The following is a 23,085-nucleotide window of genomic DNA, read 5'->3' as shown; positions in this document are numbered from 1 at the left end:
GGGAATCGGGAAGCGGGAATCGGGAATCGGGAATCGGGAATCGGGAATAGGGAATCGGGAATCGGGAATCGGGAATCGGGAATCGGGAATCGGGAATCGGGAATCGGGAATCGGGAATCGGGAATCGGGAATCGGGAATCGGTATAAAACAAAATATCTCTACCGGATTAGACTAAAAAATGCTCGGATCATTAGTGATTAGTGTTTTAATTAAACCCTCTATTTAATTGGTTTTTGTTTAAACAATAATTGCCAATATTAACTAAGTTTTTGTTTAAAAGTTAGTTATCATCATAAAATCCAATCAAAAATATATATTCTAGTCTATTTTTGCCTTTTGCCTTTTGCCTTTTGCCTTTTGCCTTTTGCCTTGCTAAAATTAATCTTAGCAAGGCAAATAACTACTCAACCTTGAACTGGTCAGCACTGGCTTGAAGATTCTGAGCCATGGCGAGGAGTTCTTGGAAAGAGGTAGAAATTTCTATGGCATCCTCAGAAGTCTTGTTGGCAATTCCTGCAACCTCAGTCATGGTTTGGGTCACTGATTGGAACTCTTCGGTCTGTACCTGGGTTGCTTGGGTAATACCGTCTACGAGCTGGCTGATTTGGCTGGTGGCTTCAACAATGGCATTGAGAGTTAGACGGGTATCTTGTACCATTGCGGTTCCTTGGGCAACCTGTTGAATACCTTTATCCATGGCTGTAGATACCTCAGCAGTACTCTTCTGGATCTCCTGCACCAACTGCTCGATCTCAGTGGTGGCTTCCGCTGACTGACGGGCTAGAGAACGCACCTCATCGGCAACAACTACAAAACCCCGTCCATACTCACCGGCTCTTGTGGCTTCAATGGCTGCATTCAACGCTAGCAATTGGGTCTGATTAGTAAAGTTGCTAATCAGGTTCACTACCCTCGAAACCTTCTGGGAGGATTCGCTCAGGCGCTTGAGCCGTTTGCTGGTTTCTGCCACTGTCTCCCGGATTTCCAGAATTCCATCTACGGTACGGTTCATGGCGGCATCCCCTGCTTGGAGGGTTTGGTTAGCGGTTTGGACTGCCACTTCTACCTGTTGAGCACTCTGACCTACAGCTTCTGTAGAATTAACCATGGTCTGGATGTGCTCTAAGACTTCACCGAGAGCCATAAATTGTTGCTGGGCTTGGGCTGTGAGCAAAGCAATGGAGGATTCCCTGTCAACAGACGTTTGGGCAACTTTCCTGGAGGCTTGCTGGACTTGAGTCACGATCCGGCGCAGGCTTTGTAAGGTGTTGTTGTAGGCATCAGCAATGGTACCTACTTCATTGTTGGTTACCGGAGCTCGGACAGTGAGGTCTCCTTCTAGAGCTGGCCGCACTGCTGAGAGCAACTGCATTACCTCCCGCTGTACCGCTTCTTTGTCGGCTTTCTCCCGTTGTGCGGCATTGGTCAGCTGCTGGGACTGGTTCTGGATTTGTGCCAGATACTCAGCCTGTTGCAGGGCTGCCCCCACTTGCACCCCAATCTGAGCCAGGGCGTTGAGTTCAAACTCTTGCCAGTTACGAGCACCAGTATTTTGGTAGGTAGCCAGTAAACCCCATAAGGTTCCTTCTAGAAAAATTGGTGCCAGCATATAAGCCTTAACCTCATATTGCTCCAAGGTTTCCAGGTAACCGTCAGAATAACCAAAGGTGTAAATGTCATCAACTGCCACGCTTTCACGATTGCGATACCGACCTCCCTGGGTGTCTTGTAGATAAGTATCGGGCCAGAAGGCTTGGATATCCGCTCCCACCCATGGTAACCAACCGGTGGCAACTGCCTCAGCCACAAACTCACCAGTCCAATCAGGATTGAATTGATAGAGGGCTACGCGATCGCATTTGAGCAACTGCCGGACTTCTTGGGTTGTGATACCATAGATTTTAGTTACCTCCCGAGACTGGAATAGCTTACCGACTATTTTGGTTACCCCCTGAGCAATAAAAGCCGCTTTGGTGAGTTGGCTAGATTGGGCTCGCAACTGATCTAGGTAATGGGATCGCTGCAAGGCTAATCCCAGGGAATTACTAATCTGGAGCATGAGGGTGACATCAGTATCTTGCCACTGACGGGGTCCCGTATTTTGGTAAGCCGCCAGCAGCCCCCAGAGCTTTTCACCTTGGAAAATCGGCATAATCAGATATGCCCTGGCTTGGTATTGTTCCAGAGTGTTGATGTAGCAAGGAGAGAAACCAATGGCATAGATGTCATCAACCTGCTTGAAGCGGTCACCTCGGGCGAAGTCCCCACCCTGGGTTTCTTGCAAGCAGGTATCAACATTAGACAGAGAATTAACACTCAGGACTGTAACTGTGCAGCGCTCAGAAGCCGTTGTATCCACCTTCAGGCGGTCGTCTCTTTCTTGTTCAGTGATTAGGGAAAGCCAGCCAGGGGCAACGGATTCCGCCACAAACTCACCACTCCAGTCGGAGTTGAAGCGATAGATCACTACCCGGTCAGCTCCCAACACTTGCCGCAACTCTTTGGTAATGCTCTGGAAGACACTGTAAACATCTACAGACTGGGACAAATGGTTGCTAAGGCTTGCTACTACTCGCTCCCGCACAGCAGCTTGGCCAAGCTGGTGGGATTTGGCTTCTACTTGATTCAGGTAGCTCAATTGCTGTAGGGCTACCCCAAAGTGCAGGGCAATCTGCTTGGCAAAATCAATCTCATACTCCTGCCATTGACGGGGCTGACTGCATTGGTTAATGCACAACAATCCCCACAAATCAGGTCCTTGAAGTAGGGGCACAACCAGATTAGCCCGGACTTGGAACTGAGCCAGCAGCTCAATATGGCAATCGCTCAGTCCGGCATTGTAGACATCAGCAACCGCTTGCACACGTCCTTCGGTATAGTGAGGGGCATACTGTTCACCAAAGCAGTGGTCGGTAACTTTGGTTCCTAGCATGGCATCGTAGCCTGATGCCACATCCTCAGATACCAATTCCCCATCATCAAAGCCAGAGTTAGGGTAAAACCGAAATACACCCACCCGGTCAACCTGAAGAAGCTTGCGAATTTCGATAGCGGTTGTCTTGAAAATGGTATCCAGGTTTCGAGACTGACGGATCTTGTTGATGATTCCAACTACCGCTCGCTCCATCCGTGCGATTTTAGCTACCTGGGTAGATTTTGCCTCTACTTGGGCCAGGTACTCTGTTTGTTGTAGGGCAACTTCAAAGTGTAGGGCAATCTGCTTGGCAAAATCAATCTCATACTCCTGCCATTGACGGGGCTTACTGCATTGGTGAATGCATAAAAATCCCCAGAGTTCAGTTCCTTTACGCAATGGCACCACCAGGTTAGCCCGGACTTGAAACTGAGCCAGCAGCTCAATGTAGCAATCGCTCAGGTCCCCATTGTAGATATCAGCAACTGCGTGTACTCGCCCTTCGACATAGTGGCGGGAATACTTTTGACTAAAGCAATGGTCGTGAATCTTCTTACCCAGCATCCTATCGTAGCCATTGACCACATCTTCCGACACCAACTTTCCATCATTAAAATCGGAGTCAGGGTCAAAGCGAAACAGACCCACCCGGTCAGCCATCAGGAGCTTACGGATTTCTATGGTTGTGGTCTTGAAAATGGTATCCAGTTTCCGAGATTGCCGGATCTTGTTGATTATTTTGACTGCTGATTTTTCTAGGTCTGCAGCCAATAGCAGTTGGCTGGATTTTGCTCGCAGTTGCTCAAGATACTCCGTTTGCTGGAGGCCAACCCCAAATTGTCGGCCCATCTGAGCTAGTATACCCACCTCCATTTTCTGCCAGTGACGAGGGCCATTGTTCTGGTAAGCTGCGAGTAAACCCCACAGGGTTTTCCCTTGCAGAATCGGTACAATCACATAAGCTTTAGCCTGAAATTGCTCTAACAGGTCAATGTGACACTGATCGTAATTAACCAAGTAAATGTCATCAACGGCTAAGGTTTCATTATTGCGATACCGACCGCCTTCGGTGTCCTCCAAATAGGTATCGCGCCAGACTTTTTTAATACTCGGTTCAACTAACGGTATCCAACCGTGTGCCACATCCTCAGCCACAAACTCACCACTCCAGTCAGGATTGAAGCGATACACAGCCACGCGATCGCACTTCAGCTGCTGCCGGATTTCTTTAGTAGCAGTTTGGAAAACATTGTTCAAGTCGGAACTCTTAAGTATCTTATCAAGCAACCGACTGGCTATTTTTTCCCCCTCAACAGCAATATCCAGTTGCTCCGATTTCTCCTGTAGCTGGGCTGCCATGTCCAATTGCTTGAGAATACTACTGAGACGGTCACTGAGTAGTGACAGCAGCACCACGTCACTATCAAGCCAGCGCCGAGGGCGAGAGTTTTGGTAAACGGCAAATAAGCCCCAGAGGTGTTCACCATCAAAGATTGGGGCTATAATATAAGCATTGGTCTGGTATTTTTCTAAGGTTTCAATGTAGCACTGTGAAAAACCAGCGGCATAGATGTCGTCAACTCGCTGTACCTGCTGACTTTTGAAATAGCTGCCCCCTTGTGTCTGCTTTAAATAGGTATCGGTATTGGGGCTGGCAACGGATCCGATTTGCTTGACCGTACAGCGCTTAGAGGACAATAGATCTGGTGATGTCAGGTTAGGATTTTGCTTTTGGTCTTGGAGCAGGCTCACCCAACCCTCTGCAACCGACTCAGCCACAAATTCACCACTCCAGTCAGGATTGAAGCGATAAACCACTACCCGATCAGCCTTGAAAAATAGGCGCACTTCTTGACAAATGTTGCCATGGGCAATATTGGGATCAGAAGACGGTGGAATTGTGGCCAAGATTTGAGCCAAGACCTTTTCCTGCTTCACCTGCTCTCGCCGTCGGGTAAAAGATTCCACTGGCTGTAGACTTAGCCTCAGTTCAGTAACAACTTGGTAGAGCAGACTAATGTCAGCTTCCTGCCATTCCCGGGAACCAGAACATTGCTGCACCACCAGTAAGCCCCACAATTGCCCATCGATCAAAATCGGTAGACTTAAGCTGGCTTTGACCTGGAATCGTTCTAGCAGTTGGAGTTGAAACGGACTCAGAGCCCGGTCATTAATATCATTAAGGGCTACAACTTCCTGTTCCTCGTAGGCTGAGGGATTCTCTGCCCCAAAAGCAATCACTGGTAGGTACTCCCCCTGACTGGGAGTATAGCCACCCACCATCGACTCAACTAGCACTGTACCCAGATTCTCGGACTGGAAGCGAAAAATCAAGGCTCGGTCTACCCGTAAACCCTGACTAACCTCAGTCACTGTGGTTCTCAACAGGGCATCACTAGTTTCTGCTTTGCGCATCTGAGTGGCCAGGTGGAATAACCACTGCCGCTCACCCTTGCAGTGTTGCTCAATATCCACGGCTAGGTGGAACTTCACCCCGGTAGGTGTCCCCTTGCCATTGCCATTACTCGATGATTGATTAAGTTGGGACTTAGAACTGAGTATTTCCTCAGATTGATCAAATTTCTCAAATTGTGGCATAGTTATAGTTTCGGTTTGTTCAACATCTGGTAATGGTAAAATTTCCGACCATGATGGCATCTCAGAGGCAATCGAGTCGGTAGTAACCCTGCCAATCGACTGTTCAATGGGCAGAGTTAGTGACGAGCTTGCCAACCAGTCATAATTGGTTTGATGGGATTGATTTGGTTGATCAAAACTCGTCATAATTGCCCTGATCAATTGCCAGATCTCGGAGGAGGCTAAGTCGAAAAACCTCAAGACTCCCCTCCCCAAGACTCCCCTGCTTGATGTGTCTGCCATAGGGGACACTGAGTAATAGCCGTGACATCCAAGACTGCACCGCCATTCCCAGGTAGGTACCCCAGGACAAAAGGCAGTAACCTAGGAGGAAATAAGCCAGAAGCCGGTGGCTGGAGTTGCTCCAATTCATGTAACTCAATATCATTTACTTGCGACACCACCAAACCCACAGACTGGTCATTGACCTGAACCACTATTGCCACAGGAGATAGGGAAACTTGCCCTTGCTCCGACAAAGGTGGATAGCCAAGCAGCTGGTTTAGGTCTACCAACCAGAGCATTTCTGAGCGCCAATTACCAATTCCCAAAATGCAACTGGGCATTTCCGGCACCAGCAGAACGTCCGGCAGATTCACCCTGATAATTTCTGTAATCTGCTCTAGGGGCAACAGAATACTATCCTCAAAGCCAAGAGGAAAACGCAGCAACCGCACTCGGGTTTCTGGGGTTAGTGGATCTAAATTCAGTAGGTCAAGATTGGTTTGTGTTACCACTGGGTCAAGGGAGTTCAACATTATCTAATACCTAAGACCTAAGACCTAATACCTAAGACCTAATGCCTAACAATTGCTGGATTGTTTGTATTAGTTCTTGTTGGTTTATCGGTTTAGGTAAATAGGCATCAGCTCCCAGCATCGAACCCCAGAGTTTGTCGGCATCAGTTCCTTTAGTTGAGCAAATCACCACTGGGATGGTTTGGGTGTTGGAATTAGTCTTGAGTTCCCGGCACAGTTCAAACCCGCTTTGTCCTGGCAAAATAACATCAACAATCACCACATCTGGTTTCTGGGACTGGAGTTTGATCTGGGCATCCTCACTACTTGTGACACTAACTACCTTGAGACCAGCTTCTCTGAGGTAACCACTTAGCATCTCATTTTCTGTCAAGCTATCTTCAACCAAAAGGACTGTAGTCATAATTTATTTTGAATATAAAAGTATTGAGTATGTTATTTTTTTTTTATATATTATAACTAGTAAATATTATTTATATTATAATATATTTGCCCTGATTTGCAATTTTTTTAATTTACCATAAAAAAAATTAATAATTAGTACTTTAATAGGTATACTCAATTAATTGTGATAATTTTTTATCGAAAGTTCCCTACTCCCTACTCCCTGTTCACTTTGCTAAAGTATTAAAGTAAGTAGTCAACCGGACAGGATATTACGACTAACCCCGAGATACCTTTGTAGAATTGTCAATACCTTTGACCGAGTAATAGGCTTTGCTAAAAAGTCTGTAGAACCGACCATCTTTGCCCGCACTCGGTCTACAATTCCGTCATTACTGGTGACCATAATCACTGGCGTGTCTTGAAACACCGAAACCCGACGAATTTGTGCACAGACTTCATACCCGTTTAAAACTGGCATGACCAAATCCAAGAAGATCAGCTGTGGTTTGCACTTTAGCAAGGTCGGCAAGGCTTTGATGGGGTCTTGAACATTGATAAATCGATAGCCAGCATTGGCAAGAATTTGACTCATGGTCAGCCGATCGATGTGGCTGTCTTCGATATAAACTACCAAGGGACTAGCTGGTAATGTCATTACTGGTCCTCCAAACCTTCGAGCATTTTCTGGCATTGGGTTAGTGGCTTTAGTAAAGTGAGTATCACAGCGCCAGTCCCCAACCTCGATCAGACCCATCACCTGATCTCGGATGTAGGGCATGATTGATTGGGCCAGAGCCAAAAGATTCTGTTTCAACTTGAGAGCTAAATCCCTCAAAGTGCGATCGCCATCCACCAAGGTAGTTAGATTGTGGTAGGCAAGTAATGAGGTCTGCTGTCGCAATTTGTCAGCATCCCAGATCACCGGAGCCAAAGAAGGGGAAATATTTACCAAACCAGCCTGTTGCCAAGGCTCCCAAGCAAGGCTTGCCTGTTGCCAAATCTGATCAGCTCGAATTACTACCAACTTTGAATCAAAGGTTAAATCAGACGTTGAATCAGAGGTTGAATCAATAGTGTCTTGAGGAATCTGCCTGTAAGTTAGTTGCTCTGATGAACCACAGCGGAGTTGTTCCTGCCGTTGGATGATATCGAAAACTATTTCTGTACAGTTGCCAACAACAACCGACCTCATCTGTTTTAGCGGTACTTTCCCCTGTCTGACTAGTTCTGCTAGAGATGGGTAATCCCAATACACCGGCTANGGGGAAACCACGGCAATAGCGAGTGGGGGGAACCCCCAAGACCGTAATGGTGCGTTTTCCGCATTAAGAATGAAATTCGCCACGGGTCGCACCTCTGCATCGCTTTATTTTGAAACCAAAGGGAATAGAGCTATTCCAAGTTATGTTAACTAGCCCAATCAACTTTTGCGTAATCGGATTGCCTTGAATGGGACTGGTCTTGAACTGGGGCAATAAAAATGATTGATAACGCCCAAATTTATTAAACCTGGGAAATCCATATTATCTGGTGTTAAATGCTTCTATGGTCTTGTGCAGTGGTTTAATCACATCCTGAGTTACCTGAGAGTGAAATGCTTTTTGGGGCTTGAAGCTCGAAGACAGATAAAATTATTATTTTTAAGGCCACAGTAGTTCTGACTTTGAATACCAACCAATGATCAGCATATCACAATAATGGTCATGGTCACAGAGAACGTAGTGCGTTCGCGAAGCGTGGCCTACGGCCAATCGCGAAGCGTGACATGCACGGGCTTTGCCCGACGCTGCGCGAACGGTCAATCGCATTTTGGGAAGTCTGTAGGGTGGGCATTGCTGGGCAAATCCCAAACCACTTCCAACGAAGCCTAGCCACCAATGCCCACCAACTAAGGTTTTTCATTCCCAACTGTTTGAGCCATGGTTTGAACCATCTCAGGCCAATGGGGTGCTTGTCACCATCAGCTAACCGTAAGTGATAGGTTAAAACAGAAGCCATCATTCTCCCGATTGACACTTGAAACCTCACTCTAGTTACTGGCAACTGCGACCTTACCTTCGTTCCCAACGCTTAACTCTGGCTCAGACATTGGTTTGTACATTAGTATTCACCGTCTGCTGGCCCCTACTCCTTTGGCTATCTGAGCCCTTTTTTGCTGTGGTCGGACAGGGAAAACTGGTCAGGAGTCTTCAGCTAGCTGGGTTAGCTGCTGTTGTATTTCTGACCCAGAAAATAGCGCAGTACTGTTTATATACCCTATCAGCAAAAGCTTCACTACAGATTGCCCTCCATTTACGCCAAAACGTTTTTAACCATTTGCAGCGCCTCAGTATTGGTTACTTTGAAGCTGCTAGAACTGGTGACCTTACCTACCGACTCACCGAAGATCTCGATCGGATTGGGGAGGTGATTTACAAAATTGTTCGTGATTTTATTCCTTGTGTCTTGCAACTGATTGTAGTACTAACTGCTGTCATCTATATTAATCCAGAACTGACCTTAGCCATAGTAATTATTGCACCATTGATGGGCTTGTTGATTGGTTGGTTTGGGGAACAGATCCGGAAATTCTCCCATCGCAGCCAAAATCGGATATCGGATTTGTCCGCAATGCTGACGGAAGTGTTTAGCGGGATTCGATTAATCCAAGCTTTTGCCGCAGAAGACCATACCCTCGAAAAATTTAGCCAAGAAGCGGAAAACAACCGCAAAGCCAAGTATGCTGCTGAACGCCTCAGAGCAATTCAGTTTCCCATAGTTGGTTTTCTAGAAGCGTTGTGCTTCTTATTACTATTATTGTTGGGAGCATGGCAAATTGCTGAGGGTAACCTCACGGCTTCCAAGTTTGTAAGCTACGGTATCGGTGTTGCCATGTTGATTGATCCGATCAACATCTTAACCCAAAACTATAATGAGTTCAAACAGGGAGAAGCATCCATAGACCGCATCTTTGAACTATTTGCCCTTGAGCCAACGGTAATGGAAAAGCCAAGCGCTATAGTTTTACCCCCAGCGACGGGTAGGGTGGAATACTGTAATGTCAGCTTTGCTTATCAACCTGGTGAGCCTGTACTGAGAAATTTGAATTTAGAAATTGCTCCGGGAGATGCGATCTCATTAGTCGGCGCTTCGGGTGCTGGTAAAACTACTTTGGTTAATCTCCTGCCCCGCTTCTATGATCCACAATCTGGGGAAATCCTGATTGATGGGATCAATATTCAAGATATTACCCTCAATAGTCTACGGCGTCAGATTGGCATTGTTCCCCAGGATACCACTCTCTTTTCAGGTACTATTGCTCAGAATATTGCCTTTGGTCAATTAAAACCTGACTTTAAAGCTGTTCAGGAAGCGGCTAAGATTGCCAATGCTCACCAATTCATTATTAAACTATCCCAAGGATATCACACTTGGGTAGGGGAGAGGGGAATTAATTTATCGGGAGGGCAACGACAACGGATTGCGATCGCACGAGCGGTACTGCTCGATCCTAGAATCTTGATTCTCGATGAAGCTACCTCCGCTTTAGACTCAGAATCAGAAGCCTTAGTACAAGAAGCCTTAGAACGGATTATGAAAGACCGCACTGTTTTTATTATTGCTCACCGATTAGCAACAGTGCGCCGTGCTGATCGGATTCTGGTAGTAGAACAAGGACGAATTGTTGAATCGGGAAACCATGAAGTACTGTTAGAAAAAGGTGGTCGTTATGCTCGGTTTTATGCTCAGCAATTTAATTGATTTAATTGCTCTAGTAAAGGGAACAGGGAACAGCGGAATCGGGAATCGGGAATCGGGAATCGGGAATCGGGAATCGGGAATCGGGAATCGGGAATCGGGAATCGGGAATCGGGAATCGGGAATCGGGAATAGTAGACAATAATTGTCACAATTTATTTAGGATTTATATCTAGTCATTACTCTTGAAATAATCAATCATGAATTATAGCAATTTTATCCAGATTCTAAAGGACTGGTTAGAAACCTTAGACTCTTTGATTACCCAAGGAATTGAGGTAGAGGCTGTGTCTGACAACAAAAGTGATATCGAATTAGTGATTAAGGCTATGGAAATTGGCCTATACTGTTTTAACTTGGATATCTCTGGGGCACAAAAGCTGATTAAACCAAAGCAAAAGCATAATCTGGGAGTACTGGCAGAGATTAAAGACAAATATTATAAATGGTTAAACTTATATACCCAATGCCGAATTTACTGGGAATTAAATCTGATTGCCAATTTCTTATCGCGGATGACTTCTTTCTGTGAAGAAACATTACATAAGCTGATGGGAGAACTAGGTGAAAATTATTTTAATAAAAACAAACCGAATAACTGGGTTTTAAATAGAGATAAAATAGACGAAGAACTTGTTGATTATTTGATAACTAAAGAAACTTATAACACTGAAGAGCTTAAGTGCTGGAAAGCTAAACAAAAAGGAGACCGTGATTATAAATTGAATAATCGGTTCAAGCAGCGTAACTTCGTAGATGCCCTGATTCAGTTTCGAGGAGACTCCAAGAAGATAGAACTTTGGCAGACTATTTTTCAATCATTTAAGAAGCTTGACTATTGGGTCGAAAAAAGAAATTATATGATTCACAGTGCCAAGGGAGTCTCAAAAGCAAGAATGTCTGAGATACTGGATAAAGACCGTAAAGCAGGCATTAAAAATGCTCTGGTGGCTTGTGAAAGCGACCAAATTCTAGAGGAAATCATGACTATTAATCGCCTAACTTGTCAACTTTTACATAAGCCTGAGACTTCTTTTGTGGATCTTAACGGTCGTTATTATATCTATTCTGATGTTCAGGATTTTGTGATCAAGAAGCTAATGACAGACTGTTTAGAGTAATTGGAATTTTCACCTCCAACCAATTGCAAAAACGAGGAGAGGTTGGTATTTCAAGCTGAAAATTAATCTTGTTCAATACACCCCCAGTCAAGGGTTTTATCCTTAACTGGGGGTTATTTTTGTTTCGATTAATTTATCTGGTTGAGGGAGATGGTAACAAAAGCGATCGCATCCCAATTGGGACAATCTGACTTAGTTTTCATTAATGTATCTCTTTAACGGAGATTGTAACCTCACAATTGAGCGTGCAGGCGATGTTGCTGTTACAGTTTCCATTAATTCATCTCCTTAACGGAGATTGTAACTTGCGATTTTCGACGAATCTCAGACCTACACGATCAGTTTCCATTAATTCATCTCCTTAACGGAGATTGTAACAGAAATGTCAATGTTAGGGGATGGCTGCTGCTGGGTGCGTTTCCATTAATTCATCTCCTTAACGGAGATTGTAACCTGCGGGAAGTTCCAACTACCCCTAACTTTCTGCATACCCCCAGTTTCCATTAATTCATCTCCTTAACGGAGATTGTAACAGTATCAGTATGAAGTGATATCAGATGATCGATCGCCGTTTCCATTAATTCATCTCCTTAACGGAGATTGTAACGAAGCCGTCGGACCAATAGCCCGAATCAAATTCTATGAGTTTCCATTAATTCATCTCCTTAACGGAGATTGTAACTGGTAAAACTGGTTTAATCCAGCCTTCGGAGAGCCTCTGTTTCCATTAATTCATCTCCTTAACGGAGATTGTAACTAGTTTTGACTACTGTCTTGTCACCATGCGATGGAATAACCGTTTCCATTAATTCATCTCCTTAACGGAGATTGTAACTTGAAGGGCATTGTGAATGGTGACAGCTAAAATAGTTTCCATTAATTCATCTCCTTAACGGAGATTGTAACCATAAATAGCTACTATCCTCCTACGCCAATATCCTGTTTCCATTAATTCATCTCCTTAACGGAGATTGTAACTTAGAGGGTAAGGCTAACAATGCTGATTACGATCCAGTTTCCATTAATTCATCTCCTTAACGGAGATTGTAACTCTATGAAGCAAACAGTTAAAATGCTGGATTTGCTGTTTCCATTAATTCATCTCCTTAACGGAGATTGTAACACTATTAAATGATGGCAGGTTTAATCCAGACCTTCGGTTTCCATTAATTCATCTCCTTAACGGAGATTGTAACGACTAGTGGTGCTGGTAACAATGCTGTGGTACAACCGTTTCCATTAATTCATCTCCTTAACGGAGATTGTAACGATCTAAGAGTAGAAGACTACTTGCGCAACGAAGCTAAGGGTTTCCATTAATTCATCTCCTTAACGGAGATTGTAACGGGCGCTACAGTATAACCTAGCATATCACACCGACGTTTCCATTAATTCATCTCCTTAACGGAGATTGTAACCTCCTGATTCTTGGGGAGGCTGGGGTGGGTAAGGGTCAGTTTGCCGTTTCCATTAATTCATCTCCTTAACGGAGATTGTAACAGATCTAATTGAAGTTTTAGTTAGTGATAGTCACTTCAAGTTTCCATTAATTCATCTCCTTAACGGAGATTGTAACTTACGGTTCCGCCAACTTGGTAACTTAACCATTGAGCTGTTTCCATTAATTCATCTCCTTAACGGAGATTGTAACGTCGGGCTTGCGAACTACGTCAGCTTAAAGTGGGAGTTTCCATTAATTCATCTCCTTAACGGAGATTGTAACGGTAGAGAGGCTACCGCTGGGTTTGTTGGGAGTTTACTTAGTTGTTTCCATTAATTCATCTCCTTAACGGAGATTGTAACTTGCCTATCCTGCTTTTTGGATAACGTACTGGATAGTTTCCATTAATTCATCTCCTTAACGGAGATTGTAACCATTCATAAAAAATCAAATCGTAAACTCACTGCTGTTTCCATTAATTCATCTCCTTAACGGAGATTGTAACTAACGTGCAAGCTACCAAAAGTATATGAAAGACCATGAAGTTTCCATTAATTCATCTCCTTAACGGAGATTGTAACTTTTGGTTCATCTTCACTGTATCGATGGTCAAGGAGTTTCCATTAATTCATCTCCTTAACGGAGATTGTAACTGGAGGCTGTGGGCATTACTTACTTGTAGTACATCGTTTCCATTAATTCATCTCCTTAACGGAGATTGTAACCCAATGTAGCATTGGCAGTAATCCCTACAGATGACGGGGTTTCCATTAATTCATCTCCTTAACGGAGATTGTAACCTCACTAGTTGGCTCAGTGAGCGGCTCACTAGATGGTTTCCATTAATTCATCTCCTTAACGGAGATTGTAACTCCTAATACAATTGTTTTTGAGAGCATATTATCAGGTTTCCATTAATTCATCTCCTTAACGGAGATTGTAACTTAGCCTATTGCATTTTTTCTATCTTCTCCGTAGGTTTCCATTAATTCATCTCCTTAACGGAGATTGTAACTATAGACAGAGGGCAGATGTACCTTTCTGTTGCAAAGTTTCCATTAATTCATCTCCTTAACGGAGATTGTAACAAACGACCAGATCCGACTGGTACCGACAGGAACCTGTAGTTTCCATTAATTCATCTCCTTAACGGAGATTGTAACGGTTGTCCGCCAGAGGCTACCATACTGGATCCACGGTTTCCATTAATTCATCTCCTTAACGGAGATTGTAACTCCGACCCTCAAAAACCTTGTATACCAAAGTTTCCCAGGTACAATTGCGAGAACCAATTCATTTTCCCCCTCAAGTCCCCCCCTTGTCAACATCAAAATCCCTCAAAGCCTCACCCTGTATACTGCGAGAGCACTTTCTACCAGCCATGCCCCTCAAATCCCCATCCCGCCTACCTTTCATCCATCATCGACTAATCAGTAACCTTCCATAGCAACCTATTCTCGCCAAGACAGTGGTGAGATGGGCTCACAGGGGTAGGTTTTTTACATTTGGCTCGGGAATCGGTAATCGGGAGTCGGGAATCGTCAGAACCGGAAAATGGCAAGAATTATCCTGACATTATACTATAGCACTACCTATTAAAGTTAGGAAATTGATACAAGCAGCAAAACCTGTTGTAGTCAACTTTTGCCTCTTGCCTCTTGCCAATGCCATTGCGCGTAGCGCCATAATTCCTCATTCGCACTACCATTATAGACAATTAGAGCAACCCATTATTAGGATAAACCCTAGAAGTGTTTCAGCTATAGGGAATCGGGAATCGGGAATCGGGAATCGGGAATCGGGAATCGGGAATCGGGAATCGGGAATCGAGAATCGGGAATCGGGAATCGGTAATCGGTAATCGGTAATCGGTAACTGCTCCAAGCTCACAGCTACGTGTTCCATGGAGCGTGGTACAGGGTTCGTGATCCCTTCTCCCTGCTCCCTGGTCCCTGCTCCCTGGACCCTGCTCCCTTGAAACCTTAGAAGAGTGCAGCCTTACAACAAAACCTGCCACCTTTGATGCATAGCCTACCAACTATAAAGGCTGCACTCTTCTTGCGGTAACTTCTAACCAGTCTCTTGGCATGTTCTTCACGTTGCCTACTTATTTTAAGGTGTTGCCTACCTAGCCTATTAACCGCTTTTCTACGATTGGTTGAGCCTTTCTTTTTTCGGGAAACCCGACGTTGGTAAAATTTTAATCTTTTCTCCCCAGTTCTGTAAAAGCGGGGATTTGGTTCAGTTTTTCCTCTGGAATCAGTGTAAAAGTCTTTTAGCCCTACATCTAGACCGACAGTCGCGTCAGCAGGGACTAATTGTTCCTTTACTTCGACAGAAACACAGAACTGAACATAATAGCCATCAGCTCTTTTTACTATGCGAACTCGTTTGATTTGCTTCTTATCAAAGCGCCACAAGTCCCACGTACCTTTAAGTTTAAGCTTTCCAATTCCCTTCTTGTCAGTGAAGGTTATAGATTTCTGATCAGGGGATATCTTCCACCCTGATTGCTTGTACTCAACTGATCGGCAATTTTTCTGAAAATTAGGAAAACCCTTTTTCCCAGGAACTTTCTTTTTGCAGTTATCAAAGAAACGAGATATTGATGACCATGCTCTCTCAGCCGCAGCCTGTCTGGCCGTTGAGTTTAATTCATTGGCAAACGGGAAATTTTTAGCCAAGGTTTTGCAATATTTATTGAGGTCGTATTTGTTCAACCCTTTATTATCCATCCATAGGCGGAGGCAGCTATTTCTTACGAACTTCATAGTTCGGATAGCTTCGTCTATTGATTGATACTGTGACTTGTTTCCGTATGCCTTAAACTCAAGTATAATCATCAGAATTCGACCTCTTCTGGTATATTATTATGCTAGCAGCCCTAGCGCAATTTGAAAAGTATTTTTGCTATATTTCTTGAAGGGTGGCGCTTTGCCACTGCGAGCCTTCATCCCGGAGACGAAACCTTAGAATAGGGTCGCCTTATTACAAAAACCTTCAAACTTTTACTCATAACCTGCCGACGCTCATTGGCTCCACTATTCTTGCGGTAAATTCTAACCCGGTCTAAAGACACGGGGTTTTCGGCTTTCGGGATGCTTATAACGTAGGTTAGACGATGAGCGCGATCGCGTAGTGGCTCTGAAAGAGCATCCCACTCCCATGGGTTGGTTTTCTACTACTATGCTATCATGATAGTGTAAACATTAGGGAAAACCATGACCAATTTAAGTCTACGAGATATTCCTGAAGAGCTTTACCAAAAAATCAAAGCAATGGCTGCCCGAGAACGCCGTTCTGTGAATCAACAGATTCTGGTGTTATTGGAGCGGTCTGTGGGACTCTCCCAGCGACCTTCAACACAGGTTCTCGAAGCAATTGATCGCACTAGAGAAACAATCTTTACCCGAGTCGGTGTCATGCCTGATTCAGTGGAGCAAATTAATCAGGACCGGAGCCGTTAATGCTGTTGGTGATTGATAGTAGCGTTGTTGCTAAGTGGTTGTTTGTGGAGCCATTAACCAAACAGGCTCTGGCTGTCCGTAAACATTGGGAGTTATCCAGAGTAGATTTGATTGCGCCACAACTGATCCTAGCAGAAGTCGGAAATATCATCTGGAAAAGACAAAGAGTGGGTTTGATTACTGAGCAAGAGGGAAATAGTCTCATTGCCCACCTACTAGCACTATCTCTGCCAACAGTAGAGACAGAATCTATTTTACCCAGAGCCTATAGTTTGGGAGCAGTTTTTGACCGGACTGTCTATGATGCCCTCTATCTAGCCTTAGCAGAGGCAATGGCAGCTAAGTTCATCACGGCAGATCTGCGCTTGTATAATGCAGTTAGTGGGAATTTACCATTCATTGACTACTTGGGTAATTACTAAGTTGACTTGTCCTTCTTGTTGTAAAGATATCACCCCAGAGCATCTTTATCCTTGGCTTGGTGCGTTATTAACGCACCCTACTCCCTACTCCCTACCCCCTACTCCCTACTTTTCACAACCAATTTCCCAGCAAAATAAAAGCCGACCAGTAAATGGGGTGATTAAATGCCTCGCTCTGCAACAGCTCCAGTTGAGCTTGTCGCAAAGCTTCAGCCTTGGTAACCTGGCCTGTGGCTAACCTCTGATAGAACCGAGTCATTAACTCTGTAGTAGCAAGATCGTCCGCAGTCCAGAGACTGGCAATGGTACTGCGTGCCCCCCCACGCACGGCGATACCAGCTAATCCCAACGCTGCTCGGGAGTCTCCCACGGCGGTCGTACAAGCACTGAGGACGAGTAATTCAATCGGATTTTCTTGCTTTTGATCCGCTGAGATCAGAGTATTTAACTCATTGAGATTGATCACGTCATCCCAGGTCAGCAGAAAGGTTTCTTCCGCTACTGAACTAACTTGACCATGAGTGGCGAGATGAACAATTTCGTAACCAGAGCTATTAACTACTGTATTGAAGTTGGATTCAGTAAAGGACTCATTGAGTAAAATCAATGAAGGAATTTGACCCTTGATATTCTCTAATTCGACTTTCACCCCAGGAAGTGCTCCTAAATTGGGACGATGGGGACGAGTTTCGCTAACTCCAGCAGTTAGAACTGAAACGTTTTGTCTGACATTGGCTTTAGGGTCGATTAGTTGTAAACTAGGTGCTACCGCAATACTGTATTTCTCGATGGAATAGCGTTCCCCGTCATAAAGCACCGACATGGGAAGATCGCGCAGACCCCCATCGGGAATAAATACTAGGGTGCGGATGTTACTGTTGGCTAATTCGACTTCAACCGGACCGATTAACCAGTCGTGTATTGTTTGTAAGTTGTCCTTTCTCAGACCTCGCCAAGAATTAATAATATTGATGTTTACCGAAGCCAGTTGTTGTTCTATTTCTGGTTGAGGTAAGTTAGTAGTAATCTGGCGCAGGGGTTGTCCGGGCAAAGTGACAATTACTTCCAGGCGGTCTGGCAAGATAATGGTATAGAATATAGCGGCGTTGGGGTCTATTTCGTCGAGATTAACAGGTTTAGCATCTAGACAAGCATCCCGAAAGAAGTTGTCTAGTTCTGCTAGTTGTAGGGATTCAATTACATCTCGTGCTTGTTTGAGGTTTTCTTGAGATGCATTCGGTTCCAGCAGTAGTCCTACTAATTCTCGGTAGACTGGTTCAACACTCTCTCGAAACCCAAATTGAATATCGCTACTAATCGCGACTAGGTCGCTACGGATAGATTGGAGGGTTTGCACGGATTGAGCATAGGCCGCGATCGCGTAGCGTGACCTTTGGTCAATCGCGTCCAATTTATCCTGTTTTAGATTCAGAATTCTCCCCAGTTGCCATTGCCATTGATAAGCTAAATCCGGAGCCTGGATTTCTTGAGAAATTAGTAACGCTTTTTCGGTTAAGTCTTCCGCTTCATCAAGACGTTGATTGTATTCGTATAAAGTCCCCAAGTTACCGATCGCTTCCGCTTCCGCTCGTTTATCTCCTAAATTCCTAGCTAGCTTAATAGCATCAGCGAGATAAGTAGCAATATCTTTGGGAGATGTGAGTTGTGATGTTGTCGGTTTTAATAGGGTTTTAGCTAGATTAATTCTAGCATAAATTGCAGCTTTACTGGGAGATAATTTAGTTAAACTATTGTCGATAGCAGGCAATAATTCTCTGGCTTGTGACCACTCTTGTTGAGCTATCACTATACTCAGTTGATTTAATTGCCCTTGAATTTTCATATCAGCTAAGGGAGATTCCTCCACAACCCGTTGATAGAACTCTAAAGCGTCTGCTGTGTCTCCTTTTAATCTAGCGGTATTGCCCAAACTGATCAGATTATCAGCAATCAAGGTCTGATCTCGTAAGTTTTCCGCTATCGCTAAACTTTGTTGTAAAATTGCTTTAGACTCTTTGAATTTTCCTACTCGGCGCAGCACATCACCTAGGTATTGGAGGGCGGTAATTTTCAGGGCGCTATCGGGTTGGTTTTCGAGAGTTTCCTGGATTTGAGTTAAGGTTTTAGTGGCTTGATGATATAATCCTAATACTCGCAAGGCTTGGACTTGGTAAATCTGACTTTCTGTTAATCTAGTTAAATCTCCGATATCTTGATAGATAGCACTAGTTTCCTGCCAAATTGATAAGGCTTTTGACCCCTGACCTAGAGATAAGTATATTTGTCCTTGGACTTCTAAAGTTTGGGCTCTTAATTGTTGACGTTCTTTGGTATTATCAAGTTTTGATATTTGGCTAAAACTCTGGGATATTGTTTGTTTAGCTTGGTCTAGGTCTCCCAAGGTTTGATAAACTAAAGCTAGATTTACTAAGGCGTTAATTTCACCAATAAGGTCGCCACTGTTGCTGTAGTTAGTAATAAGTTGCTCCAACAATGGGATAGCTTCTTGGTATTGACCTGTTTCATAGAGGTGTTGGGCTTGTTGGTCTAGGGAATCGGGAATCGGGAATCGGGAATCGGGAATCGGGAATCGGGAATCGGGAATCGGGAATCGGGAATCGGGAATCGGGAATCGGGAATTGGGTGTGATGACAACAGAATTTGATAAGGCTTTCCCGGATGGTAGGAAGCAGGTTAATGCGATAGCAATTATAAATGATAGTTTTTTCATAATAATTAAGGGAATTTAGAATTTAGAATTTAGAATTTAAAATTTAGAATTTAGAATTTAGAATTTAGAATTTAGAATCGGGAATAGTACTATAATAATAGTTTATTAACTCTTGCCTCTTGCCTTTCTTTAAGAGAGTATGTTCACAACTTAAATAAAAATTATATAGGTTTTATTGCATGTAGGAGGTACACTTATCAATCTCAAAGTCCCCCTTTTTAAGGGGGATTTAGGGGGATCCCTTTGTACCTCATGGGAAAGAGAATTGCTATATATTACTCTTCCCTACTCCCTACTCCCTATTCCCTATTCCCTGTTCCCTGTTCCCTATTCCCCCTTCCCGAATGACAATCAAGATTGGGCAATATCTGCTCCACAGGAGTCCCCTGAAATGGTTGCGCCGTCAGAATAATCGTGCCATCCTTTGCTATTACCCAGCCTTGGGCTTCGATAATCACTTTTTTGTCTTGACGGGGTCTAACGGATGCTTGGGCTTGTAATGGTTGTCTGTTGCTGGCTAACCTAGGACGAGTTCTCCACCTGACTGTTCTGTGGGCATTAATCACTGGATCCTCTGGAGTCGGTGGTAAACCGCCTTTTCCGATAATGGTAAAGGAACTGCCGCCAGCAATCCGATTGTTCTCAAAGCCACAAAGGTCATTGGCCAGGATCGCTTCTGCATCCACCAGGATTCCTGGCAATTCGTTTAAGCCTGAAGTGGGGTCTACCTGGGAGATGTTGAGGATTACCTCACCGTTGAAGGATGAGCCACGTTCGGAGGTGGAAGTAATGTCATTGTCTGGAGTGAGACGGTCGCGAAACTCTAAGCCAAAGATGCCTTTGGCGTTAATTTCAACACGACCTCCTGAGCCTTGGTCAGCATCGGCAATGATGTCACTATCTCCCAGACCGACTAAGGTATCAGTCTTAATTTCTATCTTTCCCCCAGTGGTTGTATTCTGAGCTTCAGTTATAATTTTGCTTTCGTTGAGGAGTCGGATGTCACGGGAAAAGAGTTTAATATTGCTGTCGTCTCCTCCTGCTGTTTCTGCTGTGATCCTGCCATTGTTGTCAAGGAAGATGGAGTTGGCATTAATATCTACCGTGCCTGCTGAACTATCCTTGTTAATGCTTCTAGCGCTAACTTCTGCTCCATCAGAGATTATTAACTTGTCAGTGGTAATATTCAACAAATCTCCGGCATTTCCTGTTGCTTCCCGATTAGCTTGAATAAATAAGCCGCTGCGAGACCGACCATCAGCTGAGGTACCAATCAGTTGAATCTTAGAAGAAGCATCTACAGTCAAATTTCCCCCGTCCCCTTCACCAAGAGTCCTAGCTGAAACAGCTGCTCCATCAGAGACGATTAACTCCCCAGTGGCAATCTTCAAATCTCCCGCATTTTTTGTCCCTTCAGTTTGAGTAAACAAGCCGCTGATAAACCGAGCATCAGCTGAGGTACCAATCAGTTGAATCTTAGAAGAAGCATCCACTGTCAAATTTCCCCCGTTCCCTTCACCAAGAGTCCTAGCTGAAACAAATGCTCCATCAGAGACGATTAACTCCCCAGTGGTAATCTTCAACTCTCCCCCATTTCCTCTCCCAAAAGTTTGAGTAAACAAGCCGCTGAAAAACCGACCATTGGCTGAGCTACCAATCAGTTGAACGGAGGAGGCATCCACCGTCAAATCTGCCCCGTCCCCTTCACCGAAAGTGCTAGCTGAAACAAGTGCTCCATCAGAGACGATTAACTTCCCAGTGGTAATCTTCAACTCTCCCCCATTTCCTATCCCTAGAGTTCGAGTAAACAAACCGCTGGCAAACCGACCATCAGCTGAGGTACCAATCAGTTGAGTCGAGTCGGCATTCACAGTCAAAGTTCCGCTGTCCCCTTCACCGATTGTGCTAGCTGAAACAAATGCTCCATCAGAGACAATTAACTCTCCAGTGGTAATACTCAAATTTTGCGCATTTCCTGACCCAAAAGTTTCAGCAAACAAGCCACTGGGAAACGTCTCATCGGCTGAGATACCAATCACTTTAACAGTAGAGGAGACATTCAAAGTCAAATCTCCGCTATCCCCTTCACCAAAAGTGCTAGCTGAAACAAATGCTCCATCAGAAACAATTAACTCTCCAGTGGTAATACTCACATCTCCACCTTGTCCTGAGCCAGTTACATCCGCAGTTATCCTAGAACCACCCTCAAGACTCAATTGTGAAGCTCCAACCTCTATCCCACCACCACTGCCACTTCCTCTGGTATCCGCAAACACAAAAGAGCGATCGCGTAAACTAACATTACTCCCCTGCACCTGGATACTGCCACCACCAATGCCACTAGTATCAACTAATGCCCCCTCCGACAAACTAATATCCTGAAATTGTTCAACTCCTGAATAATCCAACCTAAAAGTACTATCCGTTGGTATCAATTTCACCACACCATTAGAACCAACACTCCCCAGCTCAATCCGTCCATCCAATGCAATATTAAAGCCACCAGGAATATTCACATCACCACCAATCAGCCCTAAGGTTTGACCATCTGGTACCCGTAAGAAACTCAACTGATTAGTAATAGTCCCTGGATTAGAACCATATTGCAAACCAAGAGGCCCCTTAATCGTTAACAGAGGTGGAGCATCTGGGTTGGTGGCGCTGAATTTAAAACTATTGTCAAACAACACACTATCAGCAGTACTTCCAAAAAATGAACCTCCCACATCCAGTCTGCTATTAGGACCAAAGAAAATACCGTTGGGATTTATCAAAAATAAGTTAGCATTTCCCAATACTCCCAGAGTCCCCAAAATATTGGAAACATTACCTCCAGTTACCCGACTTAAGATGTTATCAATTCCCCCTGGATTAGCAAAATAAACTCGCCCGAACTCCGCCACATTAAAATCTGAGAAGCTGTGGAAAAGATTACTGTCTCTAATCGCGCCACCTTCAATTAAATCTGCCAGGGCACCGTTAACAGTCACATTGGGGGTTACCACAGAGCTTTCATTCCCTAGGGTATTATCTGGGGTGATTTGCCCTAATGCCGTAGTTGCAGCCACTAGAGAATACAGCAAAACGCTAGTTGCTGGCACCAGTCGGGAAATCGGAGGTTTCATTTTAATCAATCAGCTATCGAGTTTTCTGATTATTTCAGTAGGGTGGGCAAAGTTATGATTTCGTGAGTACTTAAAACAATCAAACTGTTTTTGCCCACCCTACAAGCTGATTATTCCAGGAAATATATTGCAGTTGGATTAATTTACAAATTCTTTACAAAGACTTTACTGAAAATTTACAATAACAGGTAGCAGGGAGCAGGGAATCGGGAATGGGGAATCGGGAATCGGGAATCGGGAATGGGGAATCGGGCTTGTAACCCATGTGGTAGCTGATCCCCTCAGCTGTGTTGTTTTGGGAACTGGTCGAGTCTTAGAGAACTACAAACAGTTAGAGCGGGTG

15 protein-coding genes and 1 CRISPR repeat array are annotated in these 23,085 nt (G+C 44.4%); of the genes, 4 read left to right on the top strand and 11 right to left on the bottom strand.

The features are described from left to right. Positions 1-401: 401 nt before the first annotated feature. The 5 genes from F6K20_RS01750 to F6K20_RS01730 form a co-directional block, all read right to left on the bottom strand. Complete coding sequence (locus tag F6K20_RS01750) at positions 402-5,699, bottom strand: GAF domain-containing protein (protein ID WP_287293474.1); 5,298 nt, start codon at positions 5,697-5,699, stop codon at positions 402-404. 50 nt (positions 5,700-5,749) lie between these two features. After that, the gene (locus F6K20_RS01745) at positions 5,750-6,310 is read right to left on the bottom strand and encodes a chemotaxis protein CheW (RefSeq protein WP_008188418.1); all 561 of its coding nucleotides are present in this window, start codon (positions 6,308-6,310) and stop codon (positions 5,750-5,752) included. 31 nt (positions 6,311-6,341) lie between these two features. Beyond that, positions 6,342-6,713 (bottom strand): response regulator transcription factor, encoded by a 372-nt coding sequence (locus tag F6K20_RS01740; RefSeq protein ID WP_008188420.1) that lies wholly within the window; start codon positions 6,711-6,713, stop codon positions 6,342-6,344. A gap of 237 nt (positions 6,714-6,950) precedes the next feature. Then, entirely contained in the window at positions 6,951-7,889 is a 939-nt protein-coding gene (locus tag F6K20_RS01735) for a response regulator (RefSeq protein ID WP_287293472.1), read from the bottom strand. Between the two features lie 515 nt (positions 7,890-8,404). Continuing rightward, positions 8,405-8,698, bottom strand: a complete 294-nt coding sequence (locus tag F6K20_RS01730; RefSeq protein WP_229414750.1) for a hypothetical protein — start codon at positions 8,696-8,698, stop codon at positions 8,405-8,407. 15 nt (positions 8,699-8,713) lie between these two features. On the opposite strand from F6K20_RS01730, the gene F6K20_RS01725 reads away from it, so the two are divergent. Continuing rightward, entirely contained in the window at positions 8,714-10,438 is a 1,725-nt protein-coding gene (locus F6K20_RS01725) for an ABC transporter ATP-binding protein (RefSeq protein ID WP_287293470.1), read from the top strand. Here F6K20_RS01725 and F6K20_RS01720 read toward each other — a convergent pair. Continuing rightward, entirely contained in the window at positions 10,423-10,587 is a 165-nt protein-coding gene (locus F6K20_RS01720; RefSeq protein WP_287293467.1) for a hypothetical protein, read from the bottom strand. The genes F6K20_RS01725 and F6K20_RS01720 overlap by 16 nt on opposite strands. Positions 10,588-10,635: 48 nt before the next feature. Here F6K20_RS01720 and F6K20_RS01715 point away from each other — a divergent pair, with 48 nt between their 5' ends. After that, complete coding sequence (locus F6K20_RS01715; protein WP_287293465.1) at positions 10,636-11,556, top strand: hypothetical protein; 921 nt, start codon at positions 10,636-10,638, stop codon at positions 11,554-11,556. Positions 11,557-11,677: 121 nt separating this feature from the next. Next, a CRISPR array of direct repeats spans positions 11,678-14,232; the repeat unit is 37 nt; unit sequence GTTTCCATTAATTCATCTCCTTAACGGAGATTGTAAC. 191 nt (positions 14,233-14,423) lie between these two features. Here F6K20_RS01715 and F6K20_RS01710 read toward each other — a convergent pair. From F6K20_RS01710 to F6K20_RS01700, 3 genes are all read right to left on the bottom strand, one after another. Further along, the gene (locus F6K20_RS01710) at positions 14,424-14,558 is read right to left on the bottom strand and encodes a hypothetical protein (protein WP_287293463.1); all 135 of its coding nucleotides are present in this window, start codon (positions 14,556-14,558) and stop codon (positions 14,424-14,426) included. A 195-nt stretch (positions 14,559-14,753) separates the two neighbouring features. Continuing rightward, entirely contained in the window at positions 14,754-15,014 is a 261-nt protein-coding gene (locus F6K20_RS01705; protein ID WP_287293461.1) for a hypothetical protein, read from the bottom strand. Next, positions 14,980-15,840 carry an RNA-guided endonuclease InsQ/TnpB family protein gene (locus tag F6K20_RS01700; protein ID WP_008190322.1) on the bottom strand — a complete coding sequence of 287 codons (861 nt, stop codon included), beginning with the start codon at positions 15,838-15,840 and terminating at the stop codon, positions 14,980-14,982. The genes F6K20_RS01705 and F6K20_RS01700 overlap by 35 nt, the downstream gene beginning before the upstream one ends. 378 nt (positions 15,841-16,218) lie before the next feature. Here F6K20_RS01700 and F6K20_RS01695 point away from each other — a divergent pair, with 378 nt between their 5' ends. Next, on the top strand, positions 16,219-16,464 hold the full coding sequence (locus F6K20_RS01695) for a FitA-like ribbon-helix-helix domain-containing protein (protein ID WP_008190321.1): 246 nt from the start codon (positions 16,219-16,221) through the stop codon (positions 16,462-16,464). Beyond that, positions 16,464-16,886, top strand: a complete 423-nt coding sequence (locus tag F6K20_RS01690; RefSeq protein ID WP_008190319.1) for a type II toxin-antitoxin system VapC family toxin — start codon at positions 16,464-16,466, stop codon at positions 16,884-16,886. The genes F6K20_RS01695 and F6K20_RS01690 overlap by 1 nt, the downstream gene beginning before the upstream one ends. A 112-nt stretch (positions 16,887-16,998) precedes the next feature. Here the strand turns inward: F6K20_RS01690 and F6K20_RS01685 are convergent, their stop codons facing one another. Then, the gene (locus F6K20_RS01685; protein WP_287293458.1) at positions 16,999-19,617 is read right to left on the bottom strand and encodes a CHAT domain-containing protein; all 2,619 of its coding nucleotides are present in this window, start codon (positions 19,615-19,617) and stop codon (positions 16,999-17,001) included. 299 nt (positions 19,618-19,916) lie between these two features. Continuing rightward, a complete protein-coding gene (locus tag F6K20_RS01680) occupies positions 19,917-22,742 on the bottom strand; it encodes a beta strand repeat-containing protein (RefSeq protein ID WP_287293456.1) in 2,826 nt (941 codons plus the stop codon). Between the last annotated feature and the right edge of the window lie 343 nt (positions 22,743-23,085).

This window comes from Moorena sp. SIO2C4, assembly GCF_010672485.1.
In the GTDB taxonomy this organism is placed as follows: Bacteria; Cyanobacteriota; Cyanobacteriia; order Cyanobacteriales; family Coleofasciculaceae; genus Moorena; species Moorena producens.
The sequence above is the reverse complement of the archived record's forward strand: the minus strand, read 5'-3'. Positions and strand labels throughout refer to the sequence as shown.